This window comes from Halobacillus naozhouensis, assembly GCF_029714185.1.
GTDB classification, from domain to species: Bacteria; Bacillota; Bacilli; order Bacillales; family Halobacillaceae; genus Halobacillus_A; species Halobacillus_A naozhouensis.
This window is the reverse complement of sequence record NZ_CP121671.1, coordinates 2,753,405-2,776,661: the sequence shown is the minus strand read 5'-3', so window position 1 is coordinate 2,776,661 and position 23,257 is coordinate 2,753,405. Positions and strand designations below refer to the sequence as shown.

General features: G+C 40.3%; 27 protein-coding genes. 18 read left to right on the top strand and 9 right to left on the bottom strand.

Annotation, left to right across the window (positions count from 1 at the left end):
- Positions 1 to 149 precede the first annotated feature (149 nt).
- Complete coding sequence (locus P9989_RS14550; protein ID WP_283078936.1) at positions 150 to 1,115, top strand: 2-hydroxyacid dehydrogenase; 966 nt, start codon at positions 150 to 152, stop codon at positions 1,113 to 1,115.
- 101 nt (positions 1,116 to 1,216) lie between these two features.
- Here P9989_RS14550 and P9989_RS14545 read toward each other — a convergent pair whose 3' ends face one another.
- A complete protein-coding gene (locus tag P9989_RS14545; RefSeq protein WP_283075596.1) occupies positions 1,217 to 1,438 on the bottom strand; it encodes a NifU family protein in 222 nt (73 codons plus the stop codon).
- Positions 1,439 to 1,604: 166 nt separating this feature from the next.
- Between P9989_RS14545 and P9989_RS14540 the strand changes: the two genes are divergently transcribed.
- The 3 genes from P9989_RS14540 (at position 1,605) to P9989_RS14530 (ending at position 2,766) form a co-directional block, all read left to right on the top strand.
- Entirely contained in the window at positions 1,605 to 1,922 is a 318-nt protein-coding gene (locus P9989_RS14540) for a YuzD family protein (protein WP_283075595.1), read from the top strand.
- Positions 1,923 to 2,031: 109 nt separating this feature from the next.
- Complete coding sequence (locus tag P9989_RS14535; protein ID WP_079526908.1) at positions 2,032 to 2,268, top strand: YuzB family protein; 237 nt, start codon at positions 2,032 to 2,034, stop codon at positions 2,266 to 2,268.
- Between the two features lie 135 nt (positions 2,269 to 2,403).
- Positions 2,404 to 2,766 carry a HesB/IscA family protein gene (locus tag P9989_RS14530; protein ID WP_283075594.1) on the top strand — a complete coding sequence of 121 codons (363 nt, stop codon included), beginning with the start codon at positions 2,404 to 2,406 and terminating at the stop codon, positions 2,764 to 2,766.
- Positions 2,767 to 2,992: 226 nt separating this feature from the next.
- Here the strand turns inward: P9989_RS14530 and P9989_RS14525 are convergent, their stop codons facing one another.
- Positions 2,993 to 3,985 (bottom strand): NAD(P)/FAD-dependent oxidoreductase, encoded by a 993-nt coding sequence (locus tag P9989_RS14525; protein WP_283078935.1) that lies wholly within the window; start codon positions 3,983 to 3,985, stop codon positions 2,993 to 2,995.
- Positions 3,986 to 4,296: 311 nt separating this feature from the next.
- On the opposite strand from P9989_RS14525, the gene P9989_RS14520 reads away from it, so the two are divergent.
- The 3 genes from P9989_RS14520 (at position 4,297) to P9989_RS14510 (ending at position 6,716) form a co-directional block, all read left to right on the top strand.
- Complete coding sequence (locus P9989_RS14520; protein WP_283078934.1) at positions 4,297 to 5,517, top strand: NAD(P)/FAD-dependent oxidoreductase; 1,221 nt, start codon at positions 4,297 to 4,299, stop codon at positions 5,515 to 5,517.
- Between the two features lie 110 nt (positions 5,518 to 5,627).
- Positions 5,628 to 5,945: a YuiB family protein gene (locus tag P9989_RS14515; RefSeq protein ID WP_283075593.1), complete on the top strand. Its 318-nt coding sequence runs from the start codon at positions 5,628 to 5,630 to the stop codon at positions 5,943 to 5,945.
- Positions 5,946 to 6,032: 87 nt separating this feature from the next.
- Positions 6,033 to 6,716: a 3D domain-containing protein gene (locus P9989_RS14510; protein WP_283075592.1), complete on the top strand. Its 684-nt coding sequence runs from the start codon at positions 6,033 to 6,035 to the stop codon at positions 6,714 to 6,716.
- A 45-nt stretch (positions 6,717 to 6,761) separates the two neighbouring features.
- On the opposite strand, the gene P9989_RS14505 is transcribed toward P9989_RS14510, so the two are convergent.
- Positions 6,762 to 7,235, bottom strand: a complete 474-nt coding sequence (locus tag P9989_RS14505) for a divergent PAP2 family protein (protein ID WP_283075591.1) — start codon at positions 7,233 to 7,235, stop codon at positions 6,762 to 6,764.
- Positions 7,236 to 7,397: 162 nt separating this feature from the next.
- On the opposite strand from P9989_RS14505, the gene P9989_RS14500 reads away from it, so the two are divergent.
- Positions 7,398 to 8,885 carry a leucyl aminopeptidase gene (locus P9989_RS14500; RefSeq protein WP_283075590.1) on the top strand — a complete coding sequence of 496 codons (1,488 nt, stop codon included), beginning with the start codon at positions 7,398 to 7,400 and terminating at the stop codon, positions 8,883 to 8,885.
- 204 nt (positions 8,886 to 9,089) lie between these two features.
- Here the strand turns inward: P9989_RS14500 and deoD are convergent, their stop codons facing one another.
- The gene (gene deoD, locus P9989_RS14495) at positions 9,090 to 9,800 is read right to left on the bottom strand and encodes a purine-nucleoside phosphorylase (protein ID WP_283075589.1); all 711 of its coding nucleotides are present in this window, start codon (positions 9,798 to 9,800) and stop codon (positions 9,090 to 9,092) included.
- A gap of 206 nt (positions 9,801 to 10,006) precedes the next feature.
- Between deoD and P9989_RS14490 the strand changes: the two genes are divergently transcribed.
- Both P9989_RS14490 and P9989_RS14485 read left to right on the top strand, forming a co-directional pair.
- Complete coding sequence (locus P9989_RS14490; protein ID WP_283075588.1) at positions 10,007 to 10,495, top strand: cation:proton antiporter regulatory subunit; 489 nt, start codon at positions 10,007 to 10,009, stop codon at positions 10,493 to 10,495.
- A gap of 6 nt (positions 10,496 to 10,501) precedes the next feature.
- Positions 10,502 to 11,680, top strand: coding sequence for a cation:proton antiporter (locus P9989_RS14485; protein ID WP_283075587.1), 1,179 nt, complete (start codon positions 10,502 to 10,504; stop codon positions 11,678 to 11,680).
- A 25-nt stretch (positions 11,681 to 11,705) separates the two neighbouring features.
- On the opposite strand, the gene kapB is transcribed toward P9989_RS14485, so the two are convergent.
- The gene (gene kapB, locus P9989_RS14480) at positions 11,706 to 12,089 is read right to left on the bottom strand and encodes a kinase-associated lipoprotein KapB (protein WP_283075586.1); all 384 of its coding nucleotides are present in this window, start codon (positions 12,087 to 12,089) and stop codon (positions 11,706 to 11,708) included.
- A 121-nt stretch (positions 12,090 to 12,210) separates the two neighbouring features.
- Between kapB and P9989_RS14475 the strand changes: the two genes are divergently transcribed.
- Both P9989_RS14475 and P9989_RS14470 read left to right on the top strand, forming a co-directional pair.
- A complete protein-coding gene (locus P9989_RS14475; RefSeq protein WP_283075585.1) occupies positions 12,211 to 12,399 on the top strand; it encodes a hypothetical protein in 189 nt (62 codons plus the stop codon).
- 132 nt (positions 12,400 to 12,531) lie between these two features.
- Positions 12,532 to 13,101, top strand: a complete 570-nt coding sequence (locus tag P9989_RS14470; RefSeq protein WP_283075584.1) for a superoxide dismutase family protein — start codon at positions 12,532 to 12,534, stop codon at positions 13,099 to 13,101.
- An 89-nt stretch (positions 13,102 to 13,190) separates the two neighbouring features.
- Here the strand turns inward: P9989_RS14470 and P9989_RS14465 are convergent, their stop codons facing one another.
- Positions 13,191 to 14,375 carry a MalY/PatB family protein gene (locus P9989_RS14465; RefSeq protein WP_283075583.1) on the bottom strand — a complete coding sequence of 395 codons (1,185 nt, stop codon included), beginning with the start codon at positions 14,373 to 14,375 and terminating at the stop codon, positions 13,191 to 13,193.
- 337 nt (positions 14,376 to 14,712) lie between these two features.
- On the opposite strand from P9989_RS14465, the gene yugI reads away from it, so the two are divergent.
- Complete coding sequence (yugI, locus tag P9989_RS14460) at positions 14,713 to 15,093, top strand: S1 domain-containing post-transcriptional regulator GSP13 (protein ID WP_283078933.1); 381 nt, start codon at positions 14,713 to 14,715, stop codon at positions 15,091 to 15,093.
- 69 nt (positions 15,094 to 15,162) lie between these two features.
- Here the strand turns inward: yugI and P9989_RS14455 are convergent, their stop codons facing one another.
- Positions 15,163 to 15,402 carry a DUF378 domain-containing protein gene (locus P9989_RS14455; RefSeq protein ID WP_283075582.1) on the bottom strand — a complete coding sequence of 80 codons (240 nt, stop codon included), beginning with the start codon at positions 15,400 to 15,402 and terminating at the stop codon, positions 15,163 to 15,165.
- Positions 15,403 to 15,543: 141 nt separating this feature from the next.
- Here P9989_RS14455 and P9989_RS14450 point away from each other — a divergent pair, with 141 nt between their 5' ends.
- The 3 genes from P9989_RS14450 to P9989_RS14440 all read left to right on the top strand — a co-directional run bounded on the left by P9989_RS14450 (position 15,544) and on the right by P9989_RS14440 (position 18,717).
- Positions 15,544 to 16,710 (top strand): iron-containing alcohol dehydrogenase, encoded by a 1,167-nt coding sequence (locus tag P9989_RS14450; protein WP_283075581.1) that lies wholly within the window; start codon positions 15,544 to 15,546, stop codon positions 16,708 to 16,710.
- Between the two features lie 144 nt (positions 16,711 to 16,854).
- Positions 16,855 to 18,201: a glucose-6-phosphate isomerase gene (locus P9989_RS14445; RefSeq protein WP_283078932.1), complete on the top strand. Its 1,347-nt coding sequence runs from the start codon at positions 16,855 to 16,857 to the stop codon at positions 18,199 to 18,201.
- Between the two features lie 87 nt (positions 18,202 to 18,288).
- Positions 18,289 to 18,717: a YugN-like family protein gene (locus P9989_RS14440; RefSeq protein ID WP_346274858.1), complete on the top strand. Its 429-nt coding sequence runs from the start codon at positions 18,289 to 18,291 to the stop codon at positions 18,715 to 18,717.
- On the opposite strand, the gene P9989_RS14435 is transcribed toward P9989_RS14440, so the two are convergent.
- Together P9989_RS14435 and P9989_RS14430 are read right to left on the bottom strand one after the other, a co-directional pair.
- Entirely contained in the window at positions 18,694 to 19,692 is a 999-nt protein-coding gene (locus tag P9989_RS14435; RefSeq protein ID WP_283075579.1) for a potassium channel family protein, read from the bottom strand. The two genes, P9989_RS14440 and P9989_RS14435, sit on opposite strands and share 24 nt — an antisense overlap.
- Positions 19,693 to 19,782: 90 nt before the next feature.
- Positions 19,783 to 20,343, bottom strand: a complete 561-nt coding sequence (locus P9989_RS14430; protein WP_283075578.1) for a thioredoxin family protein — start codon at positions 20,341 to 20,343, stop codon at positions 19,783 to 19,785.
- 167 nt (positions 20,344 to 20,510) lie between these two features.
- On the opposite strand from P9989_RS14430, the gene P9989_RS14425 reads away from it, so the two are divergent.
- Positions 20,511 to 21,536 carry a M20/M25/M40 family metallo-hydrolase gene (locus tag P9989_RS14425; RefSeq protein ID WP_390305063.1) on the top strand — a complete coding sequence of 342 codons (1,026 nt, stop codon included), beginning with the start codon at positions 20,511 to 20,513 and terminating at the stop codon, positions 21,534 to 21,536.
- Between the two features lie 154 nt (positions 21,537 to 21,690).
- Positions 21,691 to 23,253: an FMN-binding glutamate synthase family protein gene (locus P9989_RS14420; protein WP_283078931.1), complete on the top strand. Its 1,563-nt coding sequence runs from the start codon at positions 21,691 to 21,693 to the stop codon at positions 23,251 to 23,253.
- Positions 23,254 to 23,257 lie beyond the last annotated feature (4 nt).

Genomic DNA, 23,257 nt, shown 5'->3' with positions numbered 1-23,257 from the left:
AGCACAATAGATGTTTCTGTCTTATGGAAAAAAGATTGGGCATAACTGCATTATATCAAAAATTTCTGTTAGGCATTCCATCATATGTTTTACTGCTTATTTTCGTTTATAATAAATTCTACAAGGATGAAAGAGAGGAAGGGATAAAAGTGACGAAGCCTTATGTTTATATCACTAGAAAACTGCCTGATGATGTTGTTGATTCATTTAGGGAAAAATTGAACATCAACATGTGGGACAGCGCAGAAGAATCAGTACCTTATAAAAAGTTGTTAGAGGAATCCAAGAAAGCCGAAGGACTGGTAACGATGCTGAGTGATCCTATTGACGAGACGATACTAAGCCAGACGGATACCTTGAAGGTGGTTGCTAATTTGGCGGTAGGTTTTGACAATATTGATATCGAATCGGCTAAAAAACATAGAATAACGGTTACTAATACGCCAGATGTATTGACAGATACAACGGCTGATTTAACTTTTGCTCTATTAATGACCACAGCGAGAAGGATTCTCGAAGCCGCTGATATGGTCAAAAAAGGAGAGTGGGAGCATTGGTCACCCCTATTACTTGCTGGTTCAGATATTCATCATAAAACTATAGGAATTGTCGGCATGGGGAGAATAGGTGAAGTTGTGGCTAAGCGGGCTAGAGGTTTCGATATGAATGTGATCTATCATAATAGAACCCGAAAGCAAAAAGCTGAAGAAGAATTGGGGCTGAACTATGTCAGTTTTGACCAGCTTATCAGTTCGGCTGATTTTGTTGTTTCCTTAGTTCCATTGACAGACGAGACGCATCATTTGTTTAATGCGAATGTTTTTAGCCATATGAAAGACGAAGCTATTTTTATTAATGCATCCAGAGGAAAAGTAATGGATGAAATGGCCCTTTACGAAGCAGTAAAGTCTGGTGAAATTAGAGGAGCGGGGCTTGATGTATTTGAGGATGAACCGATATCTGCTGATCACCCGCTTTTAACGCTTAAAGAAGTGACTTGTCTGCCTCACATTGGCTCAGCAAGTCTTGAAACCAGATATCAAATGATGGAGTTAAGTCTTAATAACATTCTTCAAGTACTTGAAGGCAATGGCCCGATGACAGCAGTTGATTAGAAAAACAACTAAGTCCGTACATAATTATGTACGGACTTAATCAAAATGGGATGTACTGCATCGAAATGCTTTATCCTCTTCAGCTAACACCTGTCAATTAATTAAAATACTTGTTCCACTTCATAAATTCCAGGAACCTCTTGAGAAAGTGCACGCTCAATCCCTGCTTTAAGCGTAATGGTAGAACTTGGGCAATTCCCGCATGCTCCCATTAAACGAAGACGGACAATGCCATCTTCAACGTCCACTAATTCTACATCTCCTCCATCACGTAGTAAAAATGGGCGAAGTTTATTGAGTACTTCTTGAACTTGTGCTTCCATGTTCGATCTTCCCCTTTCAATATCCTCATTATAAAACGGAATGAACTAAAAATCTATGGATGTCTCTTCAAAATATAATTCAATTGAGAACTACTTTCATTTTATCTTTTTTATCTTCTTTTGTAAAATGGTTATATACGAACAACATTGAGATGGAGGGGCGTAAATGAGTGATCAAAAAATTTACTTAACAGTGTACGGTGCGGAAGAAAGGTGTGCCAGCTGTGTCAATGCACCAGGATCAAAAGAAACGTTTGAATGGCTGGAGGCAGCTATTACACGAAAGTATGGACAAGGACATGTGGATTTTAATTATGTAGATATCTACTCACAACATCATCATAAAACAGATCAAGAATTTGTACAGCAAGTCTTAAATGACGAGCTTTTCTATCCGTTAATCGTCGTAAACGGAGAAGTGGCTGGGGAAGGAATTCCGCGCTTGAAATCTGTTTATTCCGTGCTTGAACAACATGGGTTGTAAGGGATCTCTTAAGCCTGTCTATCAGTAGGTTTGATGGTGTCTTTTTATTTAATAATGTGGTAGGATTATATTCTAGCGGGGTTTCATCCAGGATGAAGAGGTGAAGCGGATGAATCCAATTATTGAGTTTTGTGTAAATAATTTAATCAGCGGGGCTGATGAAGCTATGGAAGAGCTTGAAAAAGACCCGGATCTTGATGTTATAGAATATGGTTGCCTCAGCCAGTGCGGCATTTGTTCACAAGGACTGTATGCCCTGGTAAATGGCGACCGCGTAATGGCGGACACACCTGAAGAGTTAGTGCAAAATATTTATCAGCACCTGGAAGAAAATCCCCTATTTTAAAGGTGTCATGCTGCCCGTGAAAATCCTTTTATGATCTTTTTCATAAAGGGGTTTTTTGATAGCGTAGCGGATATTTGATCAGGGTCGTGTCATTTTAGTATACTAATTATAATGATATGAAAGGAGAGGCTCCAGATGATTCTTAATATCACGGAAGCAGCTAACCATCGAATAAAAGAAATGATGAAGGAAGAAGAGTCAGGGGACGTACACCTTCGTTTTGGAATAAAAGGTGGGGGCTGTAGTGGATTGTCTTATGCGATGGGCTTCGAAGATGAAATAAATGAAGAGTTAGACAAGACTATGGTTTTAGACGGCATCCCTGTTGTCATCCATAATCAAGATATTCCGATCATTGAAGGCACAACGATTGATTTTAAACAAAATATGATGGGCGGCGGGTTTACAATTGATAATCCGAACGCCATTGTATCATGCGGCTGCGGATCTTCCTTTAAAACAGCAACAAATGCTGGAACACCTGATCCTAATTGCTAATAGCTGATCATCCTTCTTTACGTTCTATCGAATGTGAAGAAGGATTTTTTGTAGCGTGGAAAATGACCCAATAGTTTTTATAAGCGAATAATTAAAGTTATATTCAATTAATCAAATTTATGTGCAATTATTTTGCTTTTCTGTGCAATCCCACTCCATGACCTCTTCAAAGAAAAAAAGCTATCTTCAGTTAATGACCTGAAGATAGCTTTTCGCAGCCTACAAGTTAGGAAAACATGCTTGTAGAATGCTTAGGTTGTACCCGCGCACTTGGGTCTAAATAAGCTTTCGCGTTGTTTACGGCAGTGGGTCCTTCCCCAAAACCGGAAGCAATCAGCTTCACTTTTCCAGGATAGGTGCAAATATCACCCGCTGCATAAATTCCCTCAATATTAGTTTCCATTTTAGAATTCACCACAATACTGTTTTTCTCGATTTCCAGTTCCCAATTTTTAATGGGACCTAGGGATGAGATAAAGCCGTAGTTCACAACTACTTCATCAACGTCGACCGTTTCTACCCGATCGCCTTTAACTTCATGAAGCTCCACCTGGTTGATCCGAGCTTCCCCAATCATTTTTTCGGGTGTGAAAGGCGTCATCAATTTGACACTAGAGTTCATCAGCTGCTCGACACTATGTTCATGGGCACGGAATTTATCACGACGATGAACAAGTGAAACCTGCTTCGCGACAGGTTCAAGCATTAATGCCCAATCCACTGCTGAATCTCCTCCACCGCAAATCATGACATTTTTGTCAGCAAAATGATTCATATCATTAACGTGATAATGTAAGTTAGTCTCTTCGAATCGCTCCGTGTCGTCAATCTTCAGTCTTCGTGGTTGAAAAGCCCCGTTGCCGGCAGTGATAATAAGTGTGCGTGTATAGTGTGCTTCAGAATTTGTTGTCAGCTTGAAAGAGCCATCTTCAAGACGTTCAACTGTCTCAACTGCTTGATCCAAAGCGATCGCAGGATCAAATGCCAATGCTTGTTCCTCCAAGTTATCAACAAGCTCTTGTGCCCGAACCCGTGGAAACCCGGCTACATCGAATATATATTTCTCAGGGTATAGTGCCGTAAGCTGCCCACCCAAATGAGGTAAACTCTCTATTATCTTAACGCTAGCTTGACGCATGCCACCATAGAATGCAGTAAATAAACCGACGGGACCTCCGCCGATGATGGTTATATCATAAACTTTATCATCCATTAAGATTGCCTCCTCTTGATAAAATGACACTTTTTTTATTCTATCATAAAATGAATTTTATTGGCATTTCTATTGATTTGCATTGATTAGTATAAAGTCATAAAGGTTAGGAACTTTCGGAAAATTACTCAAGGGTTGAAAATAGAAAGGAAAAGGTCTAAGATAAAATCAGAAAACATTTTACGATTTTATGACAAAACTAAATAAGAATCGACGGGCTTTTTTTTATGTTGGATTGTGTGAAACGAGTCACAAAGAACGATATTTAAGATGTAGGCCAGAAAGTGGTTAAAAATCTCGAGATGGAAGTGATAATCATGAATAACCCTAATATCGTGATCATTGGAGCCGGATACGGTGGAATTATGACAGCGGTTAAGCTTCAAAAAAGCTTAAACGTGAACGAAGCGAACATTACTTTAGTGAACAAGCATAACTATCATTACCAAACGACATGGCTGCATGAAAATGCTGCTGGCACGCTGCACCATGATAAGACGAGGATCCAGATTAACGAGCTTATTGACACTAGCAAAATTAATTTTGTTCAAGATACTGTAACGAAAGTAAGACCCGATGAAAAGAAGGTTACACTGGAAAATGGGGAACTTTCTTATGATTATTTAGTAGTCGGTCTTGGCTTTGAAGCTGCAACGTTTGGAATTTCCGGTCTTAAAGAAAATGCGTTTACAATTAGCAGTATTAATAGTGCACGACTCATTCGTCAACATATTGAATACAACTTTGCTAAATACAACAATGAGGCAGACAAGAAAGAAGAGCGTTTAAATCTTGTTGTCGGCGGGGCTGGATTCACTGGAATTGAATTTGTTGGTGAACTTGCGAACAGAGTTCCGGAACTCTGTAAGGAATATGATATTCCTCGAGAAAAGGTACGTATTATAAACGTTGAAGCTGCACCAACTGCGCTTCCAGGCTTCGATCCTGAATTAGTGGAATATGCAATGAATTCTCTTGAAGCACGCGGTGTAGAATTTAAAATCGGTGCGATGATCAAGGAAGTTACTGAAGATAAACTGATATTTGAAAAAGATGAAAAGCGAGAAGAGATTGCTACGAATACGGTTGTGTGGGCAGCTGGTGTTCAAGGGAATTCCTTAATTGTTGACGCTGGATTTGAAACAAATCGTGGTCGAATTCCAGTTCGTGATGACCTACGTGCTCCTAATTATGATGATGTCTTCATCGTTGGTGACTGCGCGGTAATTATGAATGAGGAAACAGAACGTCCGTACCCTCCAACAGCACAAATTGCTATTCAAATGGCTGAACACACAGCAGCAAGCCTTACGAAATTAGTGCAAGGCGATAACCATCTAGAGTCGTTCACTCCTAAGATCCAAGGTACGGTTGCTTCACTCGGTCATAGTGATGCGATTGGTGTCGTGTTCGATGATAAGAAACTATTTGGATGGTCTGCTTCAGCAATGAAGAAAGTGATTGATAATCGTTATCTTCTTAAACTGGGTGGCATCGGGCTTCTTCTTAAAAAAGGAAAGCTTAATCTCTTTAAATAAGTTTGATAAGTAAAAGCAAAGGCAGGTCAGCTGTCTTTGCTTTTTTAAAGCCGAGAATATATAATTTTTATGCACGATCGCTCTTGCGCTTTTAATTAGGGGGATTTATTTTGAATATTGTTCAGTTTGTTGTATCCATGTTATTGTTTTTTGTGTTGTTTTTTGGGATCTCTTTCTTAATTAACATGATTCTACGATCATCCTGGATTATGGCTATTGTCTATCCTGCCATTGTCTTACTCATCGTAGATAATTTTGAAATAGGTCGATATTTTACTGAAACTTCTGAAGCTTTTGGAACTGTTTTTGATCAGATAGTCAAACTTCAAGCTGTTGATATTACTATTCTTCTTTGTGGCTTTGCTGGAACCATTGGAGCAGGTATTGTCATCAAATTACTTAGAAAACACGGATATCAAATGTTCTAATTTACACACCACGGCTTCTGTATAGATACCGTGGTGTTGTATATTTCAGGTAAATGTTGGACATGATGACATCGTGAGGTGATAATCATGAGAAAATATTTACGGACTCTATTTTTCGTAGCGTTATTTGCGACAGCTATTTATTTTACCTGGGTGAACATTACAAACATTTCACTCAAAGACGTTGATAACTGGATATCTAGTAATCATGAGAAAGTTTCAGCACTGACCATGACTGCATTTGATGAAAGAAGGGTAGGGCTTGAAACCAAATCTCTTAACGTAAAAAAGGCACAACAACGTTATGTTTCAACTTCTACTGTGGAAGCACCTGCTTCTCTCCGGGAAGCGATTGACTTATCTCAGTATCCCAGTCATACAGTGGTTGCGACAGGCTATACAGCTGGATATGAATCAACAGGAAAAACACCAGATCATCCCCAGTTTGGAATAACCTTTTCCGGTGTTACTGTAAAGAGAGACTTATATTCTACTATTGCAGCAGATTTATCAGTATATCCAATAGGAACGATATTATTTATTCCCAATTACGGTTATGGCGTTGTGGCAGATAAAGGTTCTGCGATCAACGGAAATGAGATTGATTTGTATTACCCGACAGTAGATGATGTTTATGAGCATTGGGGGAAGAAGAAGGTCAATGTGTATGTCATTAAAGAAGGCGATGGAACCCTTACTGACGAAGATTTAACTAAACTGAATAAAAATGAAGCCTTACAGGTATTCAGAACACAGATTCTTGAAGAATAGAACTAAACCGGATCCGAATAAGTCGGATCCGGTTTCTTGCATTAATTAGACGAGTACATTCAGTACCAGGGTTAAACCAATACCAGTGAGAGCCCCAAAAAAGACTTCAATCGGTCTGTGGCCAAGAAGCTCCTTCAGTTCTTCGCGTTTTTGAAATTCTTCTTTATTTCCCCATTCTTTTGCCTCACCAACAAAACGGTGAAAGTCATTTAATAAAATATTTAACATAATAGCTTGTTCACCTGTTTGTCTTCGGACACCAGTGGAATCAAACATAACGATAATAGCAAATACACAAGCAACAGCGAAAATCGAGGAATCGAATCCTTGGTCGACCCCCACTCCTGTTGCTAAAGCAGTGACAGCTGCGGAATGGCTGCTTGGCATCCCGCCAGTGCTAAACGCAAGCCCACCGTCAAATTTGCGAGAGGCGATAAATTGAATGGGAATCTTAACAATTTGTGCGAAAATTATGGCGGCGAGTGCCGCCCAAAGAGGGAAATTTTGTAGTAAATCCATACGGTCAAAAGACATCCTTTCCTTCATTATGCCTGTAAAGGAATATAGGTTTCAATAAATCTTAATGGTATTGTATCACATGTTTCTTTCATTAGTCCCTTCTAAAACTGCAGGAGGCAAATCGGCAATATTTTTAGTATACTGGCAATGGAGGTGTAAACTATGTTCAACGTTCAAAAAGATTTGTTTGGCCAGAAACATACCCTTATTGTCGGTTTAACCAAGGGAGATATCGATCAACAAGTAATCTATCAAACATTAAATGATCACTCCACTGGCCAAGTTGCTGCACATATCCAAGAAGGTGATCTTTCCAGGGAGTATAAAGAAATTTCTAAATATCTGCCTCCTGGCCAGCTTCCTCTTAAGCGGATTTATTTTTTGGGGTTAGGAGATCGAGCTCAACTTACAAGAAAACAGCTTAAGAATGCTTTTGGAAAGTTATTTAAAAGGCTGCAATCTGACAAAGTCACCGAAGTGTCCATAGCTCTTGATAGTTTCCAATCGGACAAACATTCCAGTAGTGATTGTGCTCAACTTATTGCCGAATCGATGGGAACATCCACTTATCGACTCATTAATTTTAAACGTGAGCAACCTGAGCCACAATCGATGATGGACTCACTTACTTTAATTTCAAACGAAAAAGAAGACATTCTGCTTCGTTCGTTAGAAAAAGGATACTCCTTCAGTCACGGTGTAAATACAGCCAGGCATCTAGTGCATCTACCCGCCAATATGCTGACATCTACCAATATGGCACAATACGCTGTAGATTTGGCTGATAGTTATGGTTTTGCAGTGGAGATCCTTGATAAGAATCAAATGGAAGATCTGGGTATGGGAGCCTTACTCGCTGTTAATCAAGGTTCCGTTGAGCCGCCGAAGATGATTGTATTGAAATATCAGGGGCTGGAGAAATGGACAGATGTCACAGCACTAGTGGGGAAAGGGATTACATATGACACTGGAGGCTATTCAATCAAGACGAAGACAGGCATGCCAGGAATGAAAGGAGATATGGGTGGAGCAGCAGCTGTTCTTGGGGCAATGGATATTGTTGGCCGTTTACAGCCAAAGCAAAATGTTTTAGCTGTAATTCCTTCCTCTGACAATATGATTTCCGGTGCTGCGTTTAAACCTGATGACGTCATTACATCTATGAGTGGCCGTACAATCGAAGTGCTAAATACTGATGCGGAAGGCAGACTAGCCCTGGCCGATGGAGTGACCTATGCTAAACAATTGGGTGCTGAACGTATTATAAACATAGCTACCTTAACAGGTGGTGTAGTTACAGCATTAGGTTCCTGGATGACAGGTGCGATGACGAATAACGAAATCTTCTTCAATGCTGTGCAGAAGAGCAGTGAAGCTGTGGATGAACCAATTTGGCAGCTTCCTTATAACGAAGATTACCGGGAACAAGTTAGAAACAGCTCAATTGCTGACCTAAATAATTCTCCTACACGCAAAGCTCATCCAATTATGGGGGGAGCTTTTGTCGGGGAGTTTGCAGAAGAAACTCCTTGGGTACACTTAGATATTGCTGGAACATCAATGGCTGAAAAATCGCACGATTTAGGCCCTAAAGGTCCAACAGGTGTGATGGCTCGAACTTTAGCCCATTACCTTTTAACAAGATCTTAATAGCTTTTTTACTATTTATAAAGCAACCTGAATGGTTTATCATTCAGGTTGCTTTTTTGCATGGGAATTTATTAACTATTTAATAGGCGATGGCACTGAGCAAAGTCAGGTATGGGGTATACATTAGAGGAATACGGTTCAATGTTAGTCTCAAATAAATAAGCCCGCACAATGGCGGGCATTTAAATTGAAGCGGATATGAAATTAGTCTTCAATAGCTGCTTCTAACGCTACTTCAATCATGTCGTTAAAAGTAGTCTGACGTTCTTCAGAAGAAGTTTCTTCACCCGTTAAAATGTGATCACTAACGGTAAGCACAGATAACGCCTGGCGGTTGTATTTGGCTGCAAGTGTGTATAATGCGGTCGTTTCCATTTCCACTGCTAACACATTGTATTTAGCCAATAAGTTGAAAAGGTCCATGGCATTATCCCGGTAAAAGCTATCGCTAGTGAAAACATTACCGACACGCAAGTTAAGTCCTTTATCAACACCAGCATCATAAGCGGTTTTCAAAAGACTAAAATCAGCAGTCGGGGCAAAATCTATGTGGTCAAATACCATTCGATTCATCTGTGAGTCAGTAGTTGATGTTGAGGCTAGAATGACATCACGCACTTGAACATCCTTTTGCAGGGCTCCGCATGTGCCCACACGGATGAGCTTCTTAACATCATAGCTTTCCATAAGTTCATTAATATAAATTGAGATGGATGGGACACCCATGCCAGTTCCTTGAACAGAAATACGTTCACCTTTATAGGTTCCTGTGTAACCATACATGCCGCGGACTTCATTGTAGCATGTTGCATCTTCCAGGAAATTCTCAGCAATATACTTTGCTCTTAAGGGATCTCCAGGTAATAGAATTTTATCGGCAATCTCTCCAGGTTTGGCACCAATATGTACACTCATTGGTATTACCTCCTCTTAAACATTTAACTATTTTAAATTACCACACCCGATATCAGAAAACAAACTGGGGTGTAGATTGACAGCTCAACTCCTGATAGTATTACAATGTAACCGATGGAGTTAATCCAATGGTTAATTTTAATGAAGACCTTATAATGTGTCATACTAATGAGATCAGGTCAAAAAAGAAAAAGGAGTGGATAGTAATGAATATTTCTGTTTCACAGTTACCAGGCATTGGTCAAAAAATCACTTTAAAAACAGCTGAAGACAGTATGCTTGTGCTGATCGTACATCATACAGGGAAGCGGGAACTGTATTTTTTTGAAGAGGCTGACAGTGAAGAAGCGGACTTTGCCATGGATTTGACATCAGATGAAACGAGAGAACTTGGTGCCCAGTTACTCGGTGCAACATACCAGCCTGTGGATGCCAATAAATTAAAGATGTTCAGAAATCAAATTGTAATTGATTGGATAGAGTTAAAGGAGGCTTCTCCCATCATTGAACAAACAATTGAGCAGTCTGAAATTAGAAATAGGACAGGAGTCACAATCATTGGTATCATAAAAGGAGACGAAAGTATTGCCATCCCAGAAGCAGACACTAAACTGTTCCCAGGGGATGTCATTATGACGATTGGTAAGCAGGAGCAGATTGACAGCTTCTCTGAATTGTGCAGTGGAAAGGGCTGATGATTAGTGCACAGTGAATTTCCTGCCCTGTTGGGTGCAGGGCTAATTCTAATTGCCATTTTTTATTTAGGTTTTTTAAGTCTTAAAATCAAAATCCCTGGAGTTATTCTGTATATACTTTTAGGGATCGTTCTGGCTGGAGAACTTGCTGGAAACGAACTTCTTCATTTTGCAAGTGAAATAGGAATTGTCCTGCTATTTTTCTTATTAGGTTTGGAGTTCAATGTGAAACGGCTTGGCGGGATTGCTAAAAAAATCTGGCCTTCCGGGTTGATGGACTTGTTCTTAAGCTTAGGGATTACTACAGGTATTGCCCTTTTATTCAATCTTGATTTATTTTCAAGTTTTTTAATCGGTGGAATTGCCTATGCGACTAGTTCATCGATTACAGCTAAGCTGCTGGATGACCGAGGCAGAATGGCTAACATAGAAACAGAATATATTTTAGGGATACTTATTTTCGAAGATCTTGCTGCGCCGATCGTGGTAGCCATCTTATTCGGTGTCAGTTCTGGTGAGACCTTCACTACGGTTTCTTTTCTTGCGATTACAGGTAAGATTATCGGGTTGACATTAGCAGCGATCATCCTTGGTAAAACCGTATTTAAACAAATTGAGACATTGCTTGATCGAATAGCAGATGAAGATTTTAAGATTGCATTGCTAACAGGGATAGCCCTATCTTACGGTGGTTTGGCTCTTTATCTTGGGCTCTCAGAAGTACTGGGGGCTTTTTTGGCAGGCATGATGCTCGCTGAAATTGGTAAAATTGAAAAAGTAGAGCAAACCGTTTTTCCGATTCGTGATCTTATGCTTCCGACATTTTTTGTTTACTTTGGGACAACCATTAACTTAGGCAACGGCGTACCGATGGCTGGTCTGCTCGTTACTGTTCTGATTTGGTCAGTAATTGCAAAACTGCTAGTAGGCATCCTTGGCGGACCACTTTATGGACTGCCAAAACGTGCCTCCTTACGAGCAGGATTATCGATCTGCTCAAGGGGTGAATTTTCTGTAGTCATCGCTGGTGTAGCTACCGGGGTGCTTAAAGCCTTTAGCGGGTTATATATTCTCCTCGCGGCATTTATAGGGATGGTTTTATTTGAGCAAGCACCAAAGATTGTTACAAAAATTTACGGGAAGCCCCAGAAAAAGAAGAAAAGCTTGAAAGTTCCCGGAAGTTAAAAACACGCTCAAGGTGAGCGCGTTTTTATCTGAAGTATTGTTTTTCGAGATCGTTCAGTTGATCTAAAGCATGCTGATTAAACTCAGTTTCCCGCCGTGTCAATTTTTGCTTTAACCTTTCTACTGATTGTTTCAAAGAATCGTCGTAATCGGGTACCTGTTCGCTTTCATAAGGGTGGACAGCGTGTTTATGGATATTTGCTTTTTCCTTATGACTTAATGCTTTTCGTTGATGAAAAAATACATCCTCTGTTTTTCCTGGGTTATGAAGGTCGCCTTGCATAGGATGTTTGTCGACGGCAAGTATTTTAACTAAATAATGTTGATTGCGATCTTCCATTACTTCACCTATGTAAATCCCTGATTTATAATGAGCCTTAACGACTGTTCCATTCTGAAACTCTGACATTTAAACCCCTCCTTGTTGACTATTGTACCAGAGTTTAAATTTTTGAAAAAATAGAGAAGCATCACTTATGGATATATGTATTTGTTATAATGGTGGTGTATAAGGAAAGGTGTGTTGCCCTATGATGGAATTTCTCTATTTCCCCCAAGATAAATCTGAATATATTCCAGCTCTTCTGACCTTATTAGTATTTATCGTTGGTGCTGCAGTTACGATGTACTTTATCATTAAAGTTTCTCGTAAAGAGGAGGAACGGACAGATTACTCTCCCGTTAAAGAAGAACAAGATAACTATCAGCATAATCAGTGAACGGCAGCACTTGGGTTCTATCTCAGGTGTTGCTTTTTTGTATCGCAGCACTCTCATTGCTTCAATTGATTATAAATACAAAGCTTCTTGGAAAAGCTAAAGGTAAGATTACATTTTGAAAGGACGTACAATATGAGAGTTGTTTGGATCGGTGCATTAGTTAGTTTATTAATGATAACGGGATGCGGTGAAAAACGTTCACCTTTGGAATCGGCTCTTTATAATCAGGAAGGAGATCGAATTGGCAGCGTCACCTTAACAGAGCAGTCAGATGGAGTAGAGGTGAAAGTGCAAGCAGAAGGTCTAGAAGCAGGCCCGCATGGCATTCATATCCATGAGTTTCCAAAATGTGAAGGGCCGGACTTTAAAAGTGCAGGAAATCATTTTAACCCTACTAAAAAGAAGCATGGTTTATTAAATCAGAAAGGCGCCCATGTAGGCGATCTGCCTAACCTTGATGTAGAATCAAGCGGCTCAGCTAAGGCAAAATTAATGATTTCAGGGGCTACCTTGAAAGATGGTCAAACCTCTTTATTAAGAAAAGAAGGGACATCATTAGTCATTCATAGCGAACCTGATGACGGCATGTCACAGCCTGCAGGAGATTCAGGAGATCGGGTGGCTTGTGCAGAAATCACATTAAATAGTGATAAGGATAAGGCAAGTGATCCTACTGATTTAAATGAGAAGCAAAAAGAATAGCAACAGCCCCTTCTCGTATGGTCGGGAGAGGGGCTGTTGTTTTACTTTGCTGCGCTGCTGTCTTATGCTATTCGTGGCTACTGGGGCGTTTACGTTTTTGTTTTATCGTTATTGACGGCCTGTATGATTCGTGAAACTCCCTCTTCAATAAGTTTCTTGGGTGCAGCGATATTCATTCGCATAAAGCCTGTCCCTTCTTCGCCAAAGGAGGCCCCTTCATTAAGCCCGACCTTCGCCTTCTTCTGCATAAAGGAAATCAATTCAGGCTGGGAGAGGTTTAGTTTACGACAGTCAATCCATAATAAATAGGTGCCTTCAGCAGGAGTAACCCGCAGCGTTTCAGTTTCTTCGTGGAGACGCTGTGTGACGTAGTTCCGATTCATCTCAAGGGTTTCGATCAGTTCCTCAAGCCATTCTTCTCCGTGCAGGTATGCTGCTTCCATCGCAGTAATACCTAATGTGTTCAGCATAAACATCCCTTGTTTATTGAAATGATCTGTTAGTAACCCTCTGGCTTCATCATTCTCTGTAATTAAGTAAGAGGCTTGTAATCCTGCCAGGTTAAAAGTTTTTGTTGGAGAAAGACAGGTTATGGTATTGTTGCTAGCCTCTTTAGACAGAGAAGCTATCGGGATGTGTGTGTGGCCAGGAAAAATCAGGTCAGCATGTATTTCATCCGAAATTACTATAACTCCATGTTTTAAACAAATATCATTGATTTGTTCAAGCTCTGCCCGCGTCCACACTCTGCCGACGGGGTTATGAGGGTTGCAAAGAATAAATAGCTTAACCTGATGGTCCTGTATCTTAGCTTCAAAGTCACTAAAATCAATAGAATATATCCCTTCATTAAAGACTAAGGGATTTTCAACTAGTGTACGGTCATGGTCCTTGACTACGCTTGAAAAAGGTGGGTATACAGGAGTCTGAATCAAAATTGCATCATTTTTACCGGTTAAAGATTGCACGGCCATATGCAAACTTGGGATGACACCGGGACTGTATGTGATCCAGTTTCTTTCCACATTCCAATTATGACGCTTGTTAAGCCATTCGATAATGGCAGACTTAAGTGGATCATCAGCTATCGTATATCCAAAAATTCCGTGTTCAACCCTTTGGGTTAGTGCCTGGACAACTGCTTCAGGAGCCTTAAAATCCATATCGGCTACCCACATGGGGAGCACATCTGAATCTTGGTACAGTTCTTCAGCTAAATCCCACTTAACAGATCTTGTTCCTCTTCTTTCTGTTAGTTCATAGAAACGGTTCATTGTATCACTGCTCCTTTAAGCGGATCTCATTCTTATAGTAACGAATTATTGGAAAATATAGAAATAGAAAGCTTGACATCGTAAAAAACAAAAAAAAGCAAAGCGAACGATTCGCTTTGCTTTCACAGGGGGAATACGAGAAAGTCTTACGCTAATATTAATATCCTTATGGTCCTTCCTTTAAACCTGTTTTTTAATATTTATTGAAAAATCATGTGAAAATAATAGTTTAAGAGGGAAATGATCATCAGAAGCCTTTTGCTTATTATGAGGAGTTATGATAAAATCAGTAATTGCGTTAAAAGAAACGAATAATTTAAATCAGGAGTTGTATAGCATGTCAGATAAGTTCCAAGAAGGTCAAGTTTTAGAGGGTAAAGTTACAGGAATACAGCCATACGGTGCTTTCGTTGCACTCGATCAACAAGTACAAGGACTTGTGCATATTTCTGAAGTAACTCATGGCTATGTAAAGGATATTAACGAACATCTTTCTGAAGGTGATGAAGTTCAAGTTAAAATTCTAAACATTGATGAGAAAAATAATAAATACTCTCTCTCTATTCGTGCCACACAAGAAGCACCTAAAAAGGAGCGTCGTCCTCGTAAACAAGCGGCTCCCCAGCAAGAAGATGCTTCAGCAGGATTCAACACACTTAAGGATAAGTTAGAAGACTGGATTAAACAGTCTGATGACCGTGAAAAATTCCGCAAATAATGGAAATGATTTCCACGCTAAAAGCCCGGCTTCCACAGCCGGGTTTTAGTATTCTTTATTTTATTTCTCTTACTCGGTTGATTCTGCTGTCGTTGCTTCATGGTGTTCGGCAGCACGGGAGAAATAAAGGGAAATAGTAATAAGTCCGCTAATTCCTACAAGCGTATAGATAATGCGCGCAAACGCTCCACTTTGCTCTCCGCCTCCAAATAAACCAGCGACAAGATCATATTGGAACAAACCAATCAGACCCCAGTTTATCGCACCAATAATCGTCAGTAGTAAAGCGATTCGTTGGATTGTATTCATATTTTCACTCCTCATATTAGTAAAATGAACATTTATAGTCTTAGTAATAAAAGCCATTTTATACATATTGCGTTTCTTTTGAGAAATTTACATGGATCATGGATAATGGAAAACTGAGAAATACAGAGAGGGGAAGTAGCAATGGACGCATTTACATTTCAAAATCCGACTAAGCTGATTTTCGGTAAAAATCAGGGCGAACAATTAACTGAACAGCTTCCTAATGATATAAAAAACATTTTAATTGTTTATGGTGGAGGCAGTATTAAGAAAAATGGGGTTTACGATCGTATCATAACAGAATTAAATAAAACAACGATCAAGATTCATGAGTTGTCTGGTGTCGAACCAAACCCCAAACTGAGTACAGTTCGAAAAGGTGTTGAACTTTGTAAAAGAGAAGACATCGATTTTCTTCTTGCTGTAGGCGGGGGCAGCGTTATTGACTGTACAAAAACAATTGCTGCCGGCGCAAGATACGAAGGGGATGCTTGGGATTTAGTTACTCGCAAAGCTATCCCAGACGGAGTTCTTCCATTCGGTACTGTGTTAACTCTGGCGGCTACCGGTTCTGAAATGAATGCTGGGGCAGTCATTACCAATTGGGAAACGAACGAAAAATATGGCTGGGGTTATGCTCCTTATACGTTTCCAACATTCTCTATTTTAGATCCGCAAAACACCATAACAGTACCGCGTGATCAGACCATTTATGGGATAGTTGATATGATGTCACATCTATTAGAGCAATATTTCCACAATCCAACGCCATCACCTGTGCAGGATGAAATGGTCGAGGGTGTTTTACGGACAGTGATTGATACGGCACCTAAGCTTCTGGATGACCTTGAATCATACGAATATCGAGAGACGATCTTATATGCTGGAACGATTGCTTTAAACGGAATGTTGCAAATGGGATACCGGGGAGATTGGGCGAGCCATAATATTGAACACGCGGTCTCGGCTGTGTATGACATTCCGCATGCTGGAGGACTCGCGATTCTTTTCCCAAATTGGATGAAGCATAACCTTGGTGTCGACGAAGATCGATTCGTGCGGTTGGCTACGAAAGTGTTTTCAATAGATTCTGAAGGCAAATCGGATCGTCAGATAGCTGAGGAAGGGATCGACGCTTTACAGCAGTTCTGGACATCTATAGGGGCCCCTGAGAGACTTGCTGACTACGATATAGATGATCAGAACTTTGACTTGATCGTTGATCGCGCCATGAAACGAGGACCTTTTGGTAACTTTAGCACGCTTGAAGCCAGCGATGTAGAGTCTATATTAGAAATGTCTAAGTAATCATCGTAAGAAGTACAGGCTGACCTGTACTTCTTTTTTTGATTGAATGCGGTTACATGAATAGGCCTACTTGATTTGCTTAGAACGTTTAGGTAAAGTGAAAATGGCTTAATTTTTTAAATGATGAATCTTGGAGGGATGAAGATGACACACGTTCGGTTTGATTATGAAAAAGCTTTACCATTTTTCAATGAACATGAACTTGAATATATGGAAGGAACTGTATCATTAGCTCATAAAGCATTACATGAGAAAACGGGTGCAGGAAATGACTTCCTTGGCTGGCTTGATTTACCTGTTGATTATGATAAAGAAGAATTTTCAAGAATTAAGGAAGCTGCTGAAAAGATAAAGCAAGATTCAGATGTTTTGCTTGTTATCGGGATCGGCGGCTCATACTTAGGAGCGCGTGCAGCGACAGAAATGCTAAATCATAGCTTTTACAATGAATTATCTATTGATCAGCGCACCACGCCTCAAGTTTTCTTTGTGGGGAACAGTATTAGTGCTCCTTACATGAATGAGTTATTTGATGTGTTGAAGAATAAAGATGTATCGATCAATGTGATCTCAAAAAGCGGAACGACGACAGAACCGGCGATTGCATTTCGCATTTTCCGTAAGTTTTTGGAGGAAAAGTATGGTCGTGAAGAAGCCCAGAAACGAATCTACGCCACTACAGATAAGGAAAAAGGTGCACTGAAGACACTAGCTGATGAACAAGGCTATGAGTCGTTCGTAGTCCCTGACGATGTGGGCGGGCGTTATTCTGTACTTACAGCTGTAGGATTGCTTCCCATTGCAGCCAGTGGCATTGATATTGATGACATGATGAAAGGGGCTCAGGCAAGTCGAGAAGAATTAAGTACAGATCGTTTGTCTGAAAACCCTGCCTACCAATATGCTGCGGTTAGAAATACGCTGTATAATAAAGGGAAAACGATCGAGATGATGATCAATTACGAGCCTTCTCTGCAATATTTTTCTGAGTGGTGGAAACAGTTGTTTGGTGAGAGTGAAGGAAAGGATCAGAAGGGGATTTTTCCAAGTTCCGCAAACTTCTCAACGGATCTTCATTCATTAGGACAATACGTACAAGACGGTCGTCGTGACTTATTTGAGACGATACTGCATGTGGAAGAGCCGACATCAGATTATACGATAGAAGAAGATGAGCAAAACTTAGATGGCCTGAATTATTTAGCTGGAAAGACAGTTGATGAAGTGAATGAGAAAGCGTACCAGGGTACGATGCTTGCTCACACGGATGGTCAAGTGCCGAATCTTATTGTGCATATACCAAAGCGAGATGCATTTACATTTGGCTATCTTGCTTATTTCTTTGAAAAAGCGTGTGCGATCAGCGGATATATTCTTGGTGTGAACCCATTTGATCAGCCCGGTGTTGAAGCATATAAGAAAAATATGTTCGCACTTCTCGGAAAGCCAGGATTCGAACAACAAAAGCAAGATCTAGAAAAACGCCTATAAAAGACCATAAATTACCACCTCAGGTCATCCAGAAAATGGATGACCTGAGGTGGTTTTATTTGGGTACGATAAGATGAAAAGGAGGGAATGTGTGTGATTAATTTGTCGTCTCAACTGACAGGTGAGTTATTCGATTTACACGAGCTTGAACAAAAGCTTCAACCTATTGGATTTTCCTTTTCGGATAATTGGGATTATGAACACGGCTATTTTGACTATAAAATTGCGGAGCAGGGTGGCTATCAATTTCTTAGGATCCCCTTTTCTGTTGTCGAAGGGACACTAGATTCGCCAACAGCCCCTGCGACTGTAAAAGTTAACCAACCGTACCTTCTTTCTCATGCTTACCAAGATGGTATTGATGATCATGTGCAAGAAGGGAACTTCCGGGCAGCATTTGATCAGTTTCAAACCCCACGGGACAAGGATGCGGATTTTCCAGAGGAATTTATCCAAACAGGTAAAGAATTGGTCCAACAATGTGAGCAAGTATTACTCGTTGAACGGGGTAAATAAAATTAAGTAATCCTCCTCAGTTAAAGTTGTATTCGCATCGAAATCGAAGGAGAAATTCTTCCCATTTCGTATACCAATTATTTGTGAGCTTTGTTTTAAATAATGTTCGATGATCTGAATCATTGGCTGTCCGGCTAAGGAAGAAGACACTTTTTCTTCATGAAATTGACGATTGGTTAATAAATTTAAAAAAAGTTGAAAGGGCTGAAGGGGGTCTTTTCGGTAAAGCTCATGGTAAAATAAACTGCTCATGAAATCATTTGAGCGAATTACCGTATTGGCTCCAGCTCTTTCAGCATTAACTTTTTGACGTTCTGTCAATACTTCTGCAATGATAAATAAATTAGGGTGATGCCCTTTTAAAGCGACAAGCTGGTGGATGACAGCTTGATCGGATTGATGTTCTTTCTTTGAAGGGTTGGATGTAACAACGGCCATTCTAGCTTTACATACGTTTGCTTTCTCAAGTGTTTCTTCGTTTGTGGCGTCCCCTTTGATGAAATGGACATTTGACAGTTTTTGATACATTTGATTATTCGTCTCGTCAATTAAAACAATACTATCATCGATGTCATCTTTTCTCATCATATTGATCAGCTGTCTTGTCCGTTCATTCCAGCCGATTAAAATGATATGAGACTCTCCTTTATAACGTACTTGGCCTTTCGAAAGGGCCCGCTCATGTTCAACAGTTGTAGAGGCTAAGGTCACCATATAAAAAGTGAGAAGTCCTCCACCTGAAAAAATTAATAACATTGCTATAAGTTTACCTGGTACAGTCAGTGGTACGTAATCACCATAGCCGACTGTAGCCCCTGTTACAAATGCCCACCAAATCCCGTCAAAAATCGTTGGGAAGCTGTTTGGTTCTATCAGATGGATCATAGTACCAAAAATGATCATTGTAATAAATATCACCGATAGCAGGCGGATAAAGAGAGGAAGTTGAAAATAATCGCGAATCCATTGCTGCATACCCATAAATCCCCTTTTTTATCTACTAGTATGGCTCCCAGGGAAAGGATTCAAACATAAGGGAAGCATGCCGTCATAAGAACGGCATGCTTAGTCATTATTTAGCAAATGCTTTTTTATATCCTGATACACAAATGAGTGAAACTCTTTGTTGTCACGGTAAGCCTTTGATACAAACTGAAACATCTCTTGTTGTTTTTCTTTAAAGTCACCTGCATCATTTGGAGGAAGACTGGCTAACGACTTATCGATAAACGCCTGTAATTTCGGAGCACGTGGCCCCCAATTAAATATTTCGCCCCCGTTTTTATTTATGACGATAATTTTCGGAATCGAACGGGATTTTCCATTTGTCAGGTATTGGTCCATCAGTTCAAGGTTTTCATCGCGTTTCAGGAAACGGGTCTCAATTCCACCTGCCTCTGCGATACGTAAATAAATCGGTACATTAAGCATGGCATCTCCACACCAGTCTTCGGTAATGACAATGGCTCGGAGCTGCTCGGACCTTAACGGGTTGAAAAATGACAGATCCTCCTCAGGAACCATGAACTGATCATAGATACTGAGTAAGTTTTCTTTATGCTGTTCCATCGCTTCGATATAAGTGTCAGGTGTTACCCCTTTATGAAACCATTCATGTAAATTCATTTCAAACTCTCTCCTTTTCTATGCATACAGCTCTTCATTTTCCCGAAATGTTGATTAATTATGCAGTTTTTAAATAAATCATGATGAATGGTATAATTTTCAACAGAGTGAACTATTTAAGGAGGTTTAGTTTCTTGGAAAAAAAACAAACAAATTTTTTACTAAAAATGTTACAGACCCCTTCTCCGTCAAGTATGGAGATGGAAATTCAGAAATCATGGATGAAAGAAATAAATAAACATGCCGATGAAATAAGAACGGATAACGCTGGAAATGTCATTGCTGTATTAAATCCTGGTGCAGAATTCAAGGTGCTGCTTGCCGGTCACTGTGATGAAATTGCTCTTGTGATTAACCGTATCGATGACCAAGGCTATCTCCACTTCGATAAAATGGGTGGAGTCAATCCTAAAGCTGCAGTTGGGATGAAGGTGATTATTCTAGGCAATAACAAATCCATTACTGGAGTAATTGGGGTCAACGCCCAGCACCATGGGGGATTAAAGGATGAATTTGGATTAGAAGATCTCTTTATCGACTGTGGAGCGAAATCAAAACAGGAGATGGAAAAGCTTGTTCAAATCGGTGATTTAGCCGTATATAAACGTGATCCAGAAGTTATGATGGATCGATATATTTCCGGCCGAGGACTCGATAATCGTACAGGGCAGTTTATCGTTGGAGAAGTGTTAAGAAAACTAGCACAACGAAACATTAACGTAGGCGTGTATGCAGTTAGTACAGTTAACGAGGAAACTAACATGGGAGGTGCCTATTTCGCGGCGGCTGGCATTCAACCAACAATGGCGATCGCTTGTGACGTCACCTTTGCCACGGATTATCCTGGTGTAAACAAAAACAAGTATGGAGATGTCCGCCTGGAAGGGGGGCCCGTATTAGCTAAAGGAGCGCCGATCAATCGAAAAATCAATCAGCTGCTCGAGAAGAGTGCGACCTCTTTAAACCTAGATTTGCAGTATGAATTAACACCTCGTATGACTGGGACTGATGCAGATCGCATGCGTTTAACCGGGCAAGGAGTTCCGGTTAGTCTTGTCTCTCTTCCATTACGCTATATGCACTCACCTGTAGAGACGGTCAGTATAAAAGATATGAATGAAGAAATCGATCTTTTAGTTGATATGATCGCCAACCTGACTGGTGAAGAAAGCTTAAACCCTTTAGAAGACTAAAAATGAAACTCTGGCGCATAGCCAGGGTTTTTATTTTTGCTAAAAAATGATTGAGAATATGGGATATGTGGTATATGAAACTAGGAAGAGTTGAATGATTTACATTCGAAGGAGTGGTCTTATGGAAATAGCAGCTCTGCTATTGATAGGGATTATGTCTGTTTTTTTTGCCATAATTTTAGCTATAACTATACTTATTATAAGAATAATGTTGAAAGATAAGAGGCAGGAAAGCCATTCGATCCTAAGAAATTACCCTATTCTTGGAAAGATGAGATATATCACTGAAAAAATGGGACCTGAATTACGACAATATTTATTTAACGATGATAATGAGGGGAAACCATTTACCCGAAACCAAATGGAGGGTACATATATTTCAGCTAAATATAATAAACGGTTAATCGGTTTTGGATCGGAACGCGATTTTGAGGCCCCTGGTTATTATCTTAAAAATGCTATGTACCCTACCCAGCGTGAAGAAATGCTTGTCGATAACGAGAATAAAGTACGTACGAAAGTGTATCATGTGGATAAAGAAAAGCTTTTCCAACGCAAGGAGCATCCTTCTTATAAAGAAGCGAATCCATTTTATTTACCAGATGAGGAAGCAGTCGTGATTGGGGGAGATACATGCAAACACCCCTTTACGGTGAAGGGGCTGGTTGGTCAATCTGCTATGAGTTACGGATCCCTTGGTGAAAAGGCAATTACCGCCCTGTCTACTGGACTTGGATTAGCAGGCGGTGCATGGATGAATACTGGAGAAGGCGGATTGTCCCATCACCATCTTAAAGGTGGCGTGGATATCATTTACCAAATCGGACCAGGGTTATTTGGTGTTCGGACTAAGGATGGCGAATTTTCATGGGAAGAATTTAAACGAAAGAGTGAAATAGACGAGGTAAAAGCGTTTGAACTGAAGCTTGCACAAGGTGCAAAAACACGAGGCGGGCACGTTGACGGAGCTAAGGTGACGCCTGAGATTGCTGAAATCCGTAATGTTGAACCGTGGGAGTCCATAGATAGCCCCAACCGTTTTTACCAATTCAGTAATAATGAAGAAATGTTTGAATTTATGAAGGAGTTGCGTGAAGTAAGTGGCAAACCTATTGGAATGAAGATCGTGGTAGGGAATATTGAACAATTAGAGGAAATGGTATCACATATGGCAGACAGTCGAGAAGGCCCCGATTTCATTACAGTTGATGGAGGGGAAGGGGGCACGGGTGCGTCTTACCAGGAACTTGCAGATGCGACCGGTCTGCCAATTAACTCCGCCCTGCCTGTAGTAGACGATATGTTGAAGAAATATAATGTGCGAGATCGTGTGAAAGTGTTTGCATCAGGTCAGCTAATATCTCCTGACAAAGTTGCAATGGCTCTCGCGATGGGTGCCGATCTAGTAAATATTGCCAGAGGAATGATGTTCTCTGTAGGCTGCATTCAGGCTGAAATTTGTCATACGAATAATTGTCCGGTGGGAGTGGCCACTACGAACCCCGATCTTCAAAAAGCCTTAATTGTAGAAGAAAAGTCGTTCCGAACCTGTAATTATGTATTATCCATAAGGGATGGTCTATACAATTTGGCAGCTTCCGTGGGTATTGACTGCCCTACTAAATTTGAGCGCAAACATATTGTTTATCGTGATGAACATGGGCGTCTTCAATCATTAGAGAATATCTTTCCATCTGCGGAAGTAGTAAAACCTTGATCGT

Bases quoted from the DNA above. Each gene is read 5' to 3' on its own strand.
- P9989_RS14455 (WP_283075582.1), bottom strand. From the start codon at position 15,402: ATGAATACAATCCAACGAATCGCTTTACTACTGACGATTATTGGTGCG.
- P9989_RS14545 (WP_283075596.1), bottom strand. From the start codon at position 1,438: ATGGAAGCACAAGTTCAAGAAGTACTCAATAAACTTCGCCCATTTTTA.
- yugI (WP_283078933.1), top strand. From the start codon at position 14,713: ATGTCAGATAAGTTCCAAGAAGGTCAAGTTTTAGAGGGTAAAGTTACA.
- kapB (WP_283075586.1), bottom strand. From the start codon at position 12,089: ATGTCAGAGTTTCAGAATGGAACAGTCGTTAAGGCTCATTATAAATCA.
- P9989_RS14425 (WP_390305063.1), top strand. From the start codon at position 20,511: ATGTTACAGACCCCTTCTCCGTCAAGTATGGAGATGGAAATTCAGAAA.
- P9989_RS14535 (WP_079526908.1), top strand. From the start codon at position 2,032: ATGAATCCAATTATTGAGTTTTGTGTAAATAATTTAATCAGCGGGGCT.
- P9989_RS14500 (WP_283075590.1), top strand. From the start codon at position 7,398: ATGTTCAACGTTCAAAAAGATTTGTTTGGCCAGAAACATACCCTTATT.
- deoD (WP_283075589.1), bottom strand. From the start codon at position 9,800: ATGAGTGTACATATTGGTGCCAAACCTGGAGAGATTGCCGATAAAATT.
- P9989_RS14490 (WP_283075588.1), top strand. From the start codon at position 10,007: ATGAATATTTCTGTTTCACAGTTACCAGGCATTGGTCAAAAAATCACT.
- P9989_RS14540 (WP_283075595.1), top strand. From the start codon at position 1,605: ATGAGTGATCAAAAAATTTACTTAACAGTGTACGGTGCGGAAGAAAGG.
- P9989_RS14530 (WP_283075594.1), top strand. From the start codon at position 2,404: ATGATTCTTAATATCACGGAAGCAGCTAACCATCGAATAAAAGAAATG.
- P9989_RS14450 (WP_283075581.1), top strand. From the start codon at position 15,544: ATGGACGCATTTACATTTCAAAATCCGACTAAGCTGATTTTCGGTAAA.
- P9989_RS14435 (WP_283075579.1), bottom strand. From the start codon at position 19,692: ATGCAGCAATGGATTCGCGATTATTTTCAACTTCCTCTCTTTATCCGC.
- P9989_RS14470 (WP_283075584.1), top strand. From the start codon at position 12,532: ATGAGAGTTGTTTGGATCGGTGCATTAGTTAGTTTATTAATGATAACG.
- P9989_RS14475 (WP_283075585.1), top strand. From the start codon at position 12,211: ATGATGGAATTTCTCTATTTCCCCCAAGATAAATCTGAATATATTCCA.
- P9989_RS14505 (WP_283075591.1), bottom strand. From the start codon at position 7,235: ATGGATTTACTACAAAATTTCCCTCTTTGGGCGGCACTCGCCGCCATA.
- P9989_RS14430 (WP_283075578.1), bottom strand. From the start codon at position 20,343: ATGAATTTACATGAATGGTTTCATAAAGGGGTAACACCTGACACTTAT.
- P9989_RS14510 (WP_283075592.1), top strand. From the start codon at position 6,033: ATGAGAAAATATTTACGGACTCTATTTTTCGTAGCGTTATTTGCGACA.
- P9989_RS14440 (WP_346274858.1), top strand. From the start codon at position 18,289: ATGTGTGTGATTAATTTGTCGTCTCAACTGACAGGTGAGTTATTCGAT.
- P9989_RS14520 (WP_283078934.1), top strand. From the start codon at position 4,297: ATGAATAACCCTAATATCGTGATCATTGGAGCCGGATACGGTGGAATT.
- P9989_RS14465 (WP_283075583.1), bottom strand. From the start codon at position 14,375: ATGAACCGTTTCTATGAACTAACAGAAAGAAGAGGAACAAGATCTGTT.
- P9989_RS14445 (WP_283078932.1), top strand. From the start codon at position 16,855: ATGACACACGTTCGGTTTGATTATGAAAAAGCTTTACCATTTTTCAAT.
- P9989_RS14420 (WP_283078931.1), top strand. From the start codon at position 21,691: ATGTCTGTTTTTTTTGCCATAATTTTAGCTATAACTATACTTATTATA.